The organism is Variovorax sp. 20P10.2.4 (assembly GCF_058244205.1).
The window spans coordinates 1-7835 of record NZ_JBZAYE010000341.1 but is presented as its reverse complement, the minus strand read 5'-3'; the positions used below and the strand labels follow the sequence as shown (position 1 = coordinate 7835).

The 7835-nt window shown below is 68.9% G+C and carries 7 protein-coding genes; 3 read left to right on the top strand and 4 right to left on the bottom strand.

Going from position 1 to position 7835, the window contains the following annotated elements; all coding sequences use genetic code 11:
• A partial coding sequence (locus AC27VN_RS26015; protein ID WP_490878397.1) for a LysR family transcriptional regulator occupies window positions 1-461 on the bottom strand: 461 nt, incomplete at its 3' end.
• 72 nt (window positions 462-533) lie between these two features.
• Between AC27VN_RS26015 and AC27VN_RS26010 the strand changes: the two genes are divergently transcribed.
• The 3 genes from AC27VN_RS26010 to AC27VN_RS26000 all read left to right on the top strand — a co-directional run bounded on the left by AC27VN_RS26010 (window position 534) and on the right by AC27VN_RS26000 (window position 5696).
• A complete protein-coding gene (locus tag AC27VN_RS26010; RefSeq protein WP_490878396.1) occupies window positions 534-1784 on the top strand; it encodes a flavin-dependent oxidoreductase in 1251 nt (416 codons plus the stop codon).
• A gap of 34 nt (window positions 1785-1818) precedes the next feature.
• Window positions 1819-2781, top strand: coding sequence for a tripartite tricarboxylate transporter substrate binding protein (locus AC27VN_RS26005; RefSeq protein ID WP_093344055.1), 963 nt, complete (start codon window positions 1819-1821; stop codon window positions 2779-2781).
• 296 nt (window positions 2782-3077) lie between these two features.
• Window positions 3078-5696, top strand: coding sequence for a YncE family protein (locus AC27VN_RS26000; protein ID WP_490878395.1), 2619 nt, complete (start codon window positions 3078-3080; stop codon window positions 5694-5696).
• Between the two features lie 30 nt (window positions 5697-5726).
• Here the strand turns inward: AC27VN_RS26000 and AC27VN_RS25995 are convergent, their stop codons facing one another.
• From AC27VN_RS25995 to AC27VN_RS25985, 3 genes are all read right to left on the bottom strand, one after another.
• Window positions 5727-6497 carry a GntR family transcriptional regulator gene (locus AC27VN_RS25995; protein ID WP_490878394.1) on the bottom strand — a complete coding sequence of 257 codons (771 nt, stop codon included), beginning with the start codon at window positions 6495-6497 and terminating at the stop codon, window positions 5727-5729.
• A gap of 29 nt (window positions 6498-6526) precedes the next feature.
• Window positions 6527-7195: a cysteine hydrolase family protein gene (locus tag AC27VN_RS25990; RefSeq protein ID WP_203203771.1), complete on the bottom strand. Its 669-nt coding sequence runs from the start codon at window positions 7193-7195 to the stop codon at window positions 6527-6529.
• Between the two features lie 13 nt (window positions 7196-7208).
• The coding region (locus AC27VN_RS25985) for an ATP-binding cassette domain-containing protein (RefSeq protein ID WP_490878393.1) at window positions 7209-7835 on the bottom strand (627 nt) is incomplete at its 5' end.

Below are 7835 nucleotides of genomic sequence, written 5' to 3'. Positions count from 1 at the left end.
GCGGCCCTGAAGAAGAAGCCCAGGCCGAGGTCGGCATCGCCCGCCTCCACCATCGCCTCGACGTCGCGCAGGTCGGCATCGAACAGCCGCAGCGCGACCTGCGGATGGGCTTCGCGAAAGCTCGCGAAGACCCAGGGCAGCAGGTGCGAGGACACCAGCGGCGTGGCCGCGATGCGCAGGGTCTGGCGCGCCGCGTCGCCCTCGGCGCCGAGCTCGGCCGCCACGTCGTCGAGGTCGGTCAGCAGCCGCTCCACCACCGGCAGCAGGCGCCGGCCGGCCGGCGTGAGGCTCACCATGCGCGTGGTGCGGTCGAACAGGCGGCAGCCGAGCTGCTTCTCCATTTCGCGGATCAGGATGCTCAGGCCGGCCTGGGTGATGTGCGCCTGCTCGGCCGCGCGCGTGAAGTTGCCGATGCGCGCCACCTGCAGGAAGGCGCGCATCTGGCGCGTGCTCAAGTTCATAAGGATTCATGATAAATCCATATCACATCTAAATTTCCCCTATGGCTCGTTTCAGGTCCCAATACGGCCCCCATGAGCACCGCATCCAACGAAGTCATCATCCTGGGCGCCGGCATCGGCGGCCTGACCCTCGCGCTGAGCCTGCACCAGGCCGGCATCGCCTGCCGCGTCTACGAGGCCGTGCCCGAGCTGCGCCCGCTGGGCGTGGGCATCAACCTGCTGCCGCACGCGGTGCGCGAGCTGTCCGAGCTGGGCCTGCTCGAGGCGCTCGACCGGGTCGGCGTGCGCACGCAGGAAGCGGTGTTCTTCACCGAGCACGGCCAGCTGGTGTTCCGCGAACCCGCGGGCCGGCATGCGGGCTACGACTGGCCGCAGTACTCGATCCACCGCGGCGACCTGCAGACCGTGCTGCTCGAGGAGACGCTGAAGCGCCTCGGCCCCGACAGCGTGCGCTGCGGCCACCGCTGCACCGGCGTCGAGCAGGACGACGCGGGCGTGACGGTGCATTTCGCCGACGGCCGCGCGCCGGTGCGCGGCGCGGTGGCGATCGGCTGCGACGGCATCCACTCGGCGCTGCGCAAGCAGCTCTATCCCAACGAAGGCGCGCCGCGCTACTCGGGCATCAACATGTGGCGCGGCACGGCCGCGTGGCAACCGTTCCTCACCGGCGGCAGCATGGTGCGCGCGGGCTGGCTCACGGTCGGCAAGATGGTGATCTACCCGATCCGCAACGACATCGACGCGCAGGGCCGCCAGCTCGTGAACTGGGTGGCCGAGATCCAAGCGCCGCAGCCCGCGATGCGCGACTGGAGCCGCGCCGGCCGGCTCGAGGACTTCCTGCCCGCCTTCGCCGACTGGCACTTCGACTGGCTCGACGTGCCGGCGCTGATCCAGGCCTCCGACACCATCCTCGAGTACCCGATGGTCGACCAGGACCCGCTGCCGCGCTGGACCCACGGCCGCCTCACGCTGCTGGGCGACGCCGCGCACCCGATGGTGCCGCGCGGCTCCAACGGCGCGGGCCAGGCGATCATCGACGCGCGTTTTCTCGCGGGCGCGATGAAGCGCGAGGGCGTCGGCCAGGCCGCGCTCGAGAGCTACGACCGGGTGCGCGTGAAGGCCACCACCGAGGTGGTGCTGACCAACCGCAGCAATCCGCCCGACACCATCCTGCGCGAGGTGTTCGAGCGCTCGGGCGGCAAGCGCTTCGACAAGCTCGACGAGATCGTGACGCAGCAGGAGCTGCAGGCGATCTCGGACAACTACAAGCGCGTGGCCGGCTACGACCCGGCCGCGCTCAAGCAGCGCGCCTCGTACCTTTGATCCCTTCCCACAAGAACATGCCCACGGAGACACCATGCGCCTTCTGACCAAGACCCTCGCCACCCTGCTCACCGCCGCCAGCGCCATGGCCGCCCATGCCTGGCCCGACCAGGCCGTGACGCTGGTCGTGCCCTACACGCCCGGCACCGGCATCGACCTGATCGCGCGCCAGCTCTCGGCCCGGCTGCCCGCGGTGCTGGGGCAGCCCGTGGTGGTGGAAAACGTGGCCGGCGCCAGCGGCAACATCGGCAGCGAGAAGGTGGCGCGCGCCAAGCCCGACGGCTACACGCTGATGGTGCAGGTCAACACGCTGGTGATGAACAAGAGCCTCTACAAGACGCTGGCCTACGACCCGGTGGCGGACTTCACGCCGGTGTCGCTGACCTCCTGGGGCACGCTGCTGCTGGTGACCAACCCGAACACGCAGAAGGCCACCACGCTCGCGCAGCTCGTGGCCGCGGCCAAGTCGCATCCGGGCCAGCTGACCTACGCCACGCCCGGCGTCGGCACGCCGCACCACCTGTCGATGGCGCTCTTGATGCAGGGCACCGGCACCGAGCTGCTGCACGTGCCCTACAAGGGCACCGCGGGCGCCGTCACCGACCTACTCGGCGGCCGCATCGACGCGATGTTCCTGCCGGTGCACGTGGCGCTGCAGCACATCCAGGCCGGCAAGCTCAAGGCGCTCGCCACCGGCAGCAGCCACCGCCTGCCGCAGCTGCCCGACGTGCCCACCCTGGCCGAGGCCGGCGTGACCGCCGACAACGTCGACATGTGGTACGGCGTGCTCGCGCCCAAGGGCACGCCGGCCGACGTGGTGGCGCGGCTCAACAAGGAGATCGCCGCGGTGCTGAAGTCGCCCGAGGTCGCGAAGTCCTTCGAGTCGCAGGGCATGGTGCCCGCGAGCTCGACGCCGGCGGAGTTCGGCACGCTGATCCAGAAGGATGCGCAGCGCTGGGCGGCGGTGGTGAAGAAGGGGAACATCACGGCGGATTGAGCCGCGCGGTCGGCCGGCCTCGCCGCGATTCAGCCCCTCCAAAAGGAGGATGGCACAACAACTTTCGGCACGAAGCGCCCCGGCATTCGCGCCCCCAAACTCGCTCTCACGCACCTCGACCCGCGACCGCTCCCGCCCGCGCCTGGCGATTCGCGTCCCCCTCGCCCATCGCGCGGTGCCTCGACTTCGATCGCTCGCAAAGCTGAGATACTTTGCGGAATAAGTATTAACCGCCGTGCATGCGTCAATGCATCGCTGCGCGGCTTCGAGCGACAGAGGAAAAGAGGGGCGAGGGAATGAAGCTGAAATTCACGGCCATTGTTGGCTTTTGTCTGGCATTGGCCGCCTGCGGGGGCGGTGGAGGCGGCGGCGGTGGGGGAGGATTCCCCGGCCTCGTGGGTGGTGTTCCCGGCGCCACGGGTCAACCGGAAACGCCTGCGTCCAACCCCATCATCACCTTCTCGCCATCCACGCTCACCGGTAACCAACAGACCGGCACCAGCGCCAGCTATGTGGTGAAAGTCAACGTCACCAACCCCGACGTGTTCACTGGCCCTGTCTATGCAGTGGTCCTGGATCGCGAGCAGATCCTGAGACAGGCCGACGGCCTGCGTCTCGTCGCCATTGACAAAGTCACCTTCGCCGCAACCCTGAATACCTCGGGCAGCCTGACGCCAGGCCGCCACAGAGGCACGTTCTCCGTGTCCCTGTGCAAGGACACCGCGTGCATCGGCCAGTACGCAGGCTCTCCGGTTTCGCTTCCCTACGACCTCACGGTCACGCCAAAGCCGCTGTCGGCTCTCGCGCCGACCGGTACGCGTGCAACCGTTCATGTGGGCGCCGCCAACCCGCCCGAGGTCGACGTCCACGTCGGCGGCCCCGACGGCACCTGGAAGGCCACCACGAGCAGCAGCTGGCTGAAGGTCGCGCAGGCGGAAGGCCAGCTGCCGGCCACGCTCAAGGCCCGCTTCGTCACGCAGGGCATGACTGCCGGCATCTACCAGGATGAGCTGGTGGTGCGTTCCGCCGACGGTCAGGAAGCCAAGGTCGGATTCACGCTCGAAATGCTGGCCACGCAGTTCCAGGTCAGCACCGACTCCTTCACCTTCACCGGGGTGAATGGCGCGACCATCCCGCCACAAACACTGAATTTCGAGCTGGACAACGGCACGCCCGCGAGCTGGACGGCCAGCGCCGCCTCGCCATGGCTGCTGCTCCAGCCGGGCACGGGCACCACCCCGGGCTCGCTGACTGCCCGCGTCGATGCCAGCAAGTCCAACCTGGCCTCTGGCGACTACACCAGCAGCATCGTGCTGGCTTCGGCGGGTTACCCGAGCAAGACCGTGGGCACCGCGCTCACGCTCACGAAGCCCACGCTGTCCGCTCCATCCATGGCAGTCATCCTGGGCGGCGCCAAGGGACGGGACGAGGTCGCGCAATCGCTCTCCATGAGCCTGAACACGGGCACCAACAAGTGGCCCTGGACGCTCTCGACGCCGCTGCCCAACTGGGTCACCGCCGCCGCCACGTCCGGCAGCGTCGATGCGAACGGCACGCCGCTGAGCTTCTCGCCGATCTTCAATGGCATCACGCCAGGCACCCATTCCGGCCTCGCGACCGTGACGGCGAAAGTCAACGGCGACACGGTCACGCTGCCTGTGAGCCTGGTCCTGAATCGGGACAAGCGGCAACTGCTTCCCTCCGAGTGGGGCATCGGTTTCGCCAGCGTACCTGACGGATCCGTGCTCACGAGAACGGTGCGGGTCACCGACAACTTCGGCGGCGCACTGCCCTGGACCGCCACCTCCAGCGCCCCCTGGCTCTCCGTGACGGGCAATGGCACGACAGGAACCAGTCCGGGCCTGGTGCTCACTGCGGATCCGAAGCTGGCGCCCACGGGCCAGACAAGCTATGCGACCGTCACGCTGAAGACATCCAATCCGGACGTGGCTGCCGCGGTCATCAACGTCGGGTTGTGGAAGGCCGCCAGTGGATTGACCGCCTTGACCACGCTGCCGGCCGAGTACACAAACATCGTCGCCGACAAGATCCGCCCTTACGTCTACGCGCATAGTGGTGGCACGTCGATCGATATCTACAACGCGCATCTGGGCACCAAGGTCGGCAGCATCGCCAACGTCGGAGGCTCGCTGGCGGAGATGACCGTTGCACCCGATGGAAGCAAGCTCTATGCGGTGGATACGGGTGGCCAGGCCATCGCCGTCGTGGACCTCGCGACCGCATCGAAGATCGAAGCTTGGCCGCTGATATCGAGCGCCGATCCGTACCTGAGCTTGCTGGCGATCCGCACCAACGGCAAAAACATCGTCATCGCGGGTGACGGCAATGCGTACGTGGACGGCCTGAGCATCAACACACTGTCGCCCGGCGGCATCCGCCTGGTCCTTGCCGCCTCGTCCGACGGCCGGAGGGTTTTCGCGCAGGACACGGGCTTCAGTCCCGCCGGCTTCATCGCGTTCGATGTCGACTATTCCGCCATGGGTGGCGGCACCCTGCTGGTGACGAACACTGCATCGGGGGCCGTCAACGGTGCCGCGAATGGGCAGGATATCGCCGTGAATGCGGACGGCACCGCTCTCTACACCGCGTCGGGCGCGCCCTACCGCTGTTCTTCCGTGAATCCCATCAGTCTGGCGTTCATTGCCAGCCTGCCGGGCGGAGAGGCCTATCCCAACAATGTCAAGGTCACCAGGGACGGCCGTGTGATATGCGGCGTGGATGGCGGACTTGCGAATGCGGACGTCTGGGTCCATTCCGCCAACGGAACGCTGTTGAAGTCCTTCAAGTTCGGCGGTCTTCTCCGGCGCCAGTTGGCGGTGACACCGGATGGAATGACGGCCGTGGGCCTGACAAGCCTTCCCCAGATGGTGTTCGCCCCCCTCGGCGCGCCGTAATCGCACGGCACCTGAAGCAGGTGCATCAACTCAGCGCGGCGCGCGCCCCGCGTGCCGCGCCAGGTGCACCTGGTGCAGCGTGATCTTGCGCACCTCGGCCTGGCTGGTCTCGATGTGGGCGCGCAACAGCATCGCGGCCTGGTCGCCGCGGTTGGCGCGCACGGCCTTGAGGATCTTGGCGTGCTCGTCGTAGGTGGCGTCGATGCGCGGCTGCTGCGTGAAGTCGAGGCGGCGGATGATGCGGATGCGGTCGGTGACGTCGCGATGCACGCGCGCCATCTCGGCATTGCCGGCGGCCGCGACCAGCGAGCAGTGGAAGGCCTCGTCCCAGGCCGCGACCTGCGCCATGTCGGTGCTGCGCTGCGCGGCGGGCACCAGCCAGATGGCCGCGAGCTCGTCGAGCAGGCTGCGGTCGACGCGGCGGTCGGCCTCGCACAGGCGGTGCACGGCCGATGTCTCCAGGATCATGCGCAGGTCGTAGAGCTGCTCGAACTGCTCGAAGTCGAAGGGCAGCACGCGCCAGCCGCTGCGGAACAGCACCTCGACGAAGCCCTCCTGCTGCAGTCGGAACAGCGCCTGGCGGACCGGCGTGCGCGAGACGCCGAGGCGGTCGCTGATCTCGTTCTCGGTGAAGCGGTCGCCCGGCACGAGGATGAACTCGGCCACGTCGCGCTTGAGCTGCGCATAGACCTCGTCGGCGCGCGTGCGGAACACGACCGCGTCGGCGGCCACGGGCGTGGACGCGGGGGCGGTGGGTTCGGCGGCTTCGGTGCCGGGGCGGGGACGGGCGATGGTCGACACGGGGCGAATGGTAGTCGCTGCGGCGCGCTTCATGCGCCGCCGAGCGCTTCGATGAGCTGGCCGCCGGTCGCGGTCCAGCCGACGATGCCGCCCTGGGCACGCACCATCTCGACGGTGGCGGCCTTGAAGGCCGGGAAGTAGCTCTCGGTGCAGTCCTCGAGCAGCAGGCCGTCGTAGCCGCGGTCGTTGGCCTCGCGCATGCTGGTCTGCACGCAGACCTCGGTGGTGACGCCGCCGAACAGCAGGTGGGTGATACCGCGGGCCTGCAACAGCTCGTGCAGTTCGGTGGCGTAGAAGGCGCCCTTGCCGGGCTTGTCGATCACGATCTCGCCGGCCACGGGCGCGAGCGCCTCGATGATCTGGTTGCCGGGCTCGCCGGCCACGAGGATGCGGCCCATCGGCCCCTCGTCGCCGATGCGCAGCGTGGGATTGCCGCGGTTGCGCTTGGCCGGCGGACAGTCCGAGAGATCGGGCCGGTGCGCCTCGCGCGTGTGGACGACGAGGCCGCCGGCCGCGCGCCAGGCGGCGAGCACGCGCTGCGTGGCCGGCACGATGGCCTCGAGCAGCGAGACGTCGTTGCCCAGGGTCTCGCCGAAGCCGCCGGGCTCGATGAAGTCGCGCTGCATGTCGATCAGCACGAGCGCGGTGGTCTTCGGGTCGAAGTCGTAGGGAAAGGGAAGGGCCTGTGCGATCTGCATGTTCGATGTCCTTCTAGTGGCCGCCGCCCATGTGCGCGCCGATCACGTGGCGCTCGGCGCCCGCGGCGGCGGTCTCGTGGACCACGCGGCCCTCGCTCATGACGACGATGCGGTCCGACAGCTCGAGCAGCTCGTCGAGGTCCTCGCTGACCAGCAGCACCGCCCCGCCCTTCTCGCGCACCTGCACGATGCGCTCGTGGATCTCGGCCACGGCCGCGAAGTCGAGGCCGAACACGGGGTTGGCCGCGATCAGCACGTTGATGTCGCCCGCGAGTTCGCGCGCGAGCACGGCGCGCTGCACGTTGCCGCCCGAGAGGCTGCGGATGGGCGCGCCCTCGCCCTGGGTCTTCACGCCGTACTCGGCGATCCATTCGCGCGCCCGTGCGCGCCAGCGCGAGAAGCGCAGCAGGCCGCCGGCCGCGAGCGGCGGACGGTCGAAGTCGCGCAGCGCCATGTTCTCGGCCACGCTCAAGTCGCCCACGCAGGCGTTGCGCAGCGGTTCCTCGGGCAGGCTGCGCACCTTGAGTTCGCGGTTCTCGGCACGGCTTGCGCGGTAGGGCGTGCCCATCACGCGCACCCGGCCCGCGAGGCGCGGGCGCTGGCCGACCAGTGCCTCGACCAGTTCGCGCTGGCCGTTGCC

Coding starts and splice junctions, on each gene's coding strand:
- AC27VN_RS26010 (WP_490878396.1), top strand. CDS start 534: ATGAGCACCGCATCCAACGAAGTCATCATCCTGGGCGCCGGCATCGGC.
- AC27VN_RS26005 (WP_093344055.1), top strand. CDS start 1,819: ATGCGCCTTCTGACCAAGACCCTCGCCACCCTGCTCACCGCCGCCAGC.
- AC27VN_RS26000 (WP_490878395.1), top strand. CDS start 3,078: ATGAAGCTGAAATTCACGGCCATTGTTGGCTTTTGTCTGGCATTGGCC.
- AC27VN_RS25990 (WP_203203771.1), bottom strand. CDS start 7,195: ATGCAGATCGCACAGGCCCTTCCCTTTCCCTACGACTTCGACCCGAAG.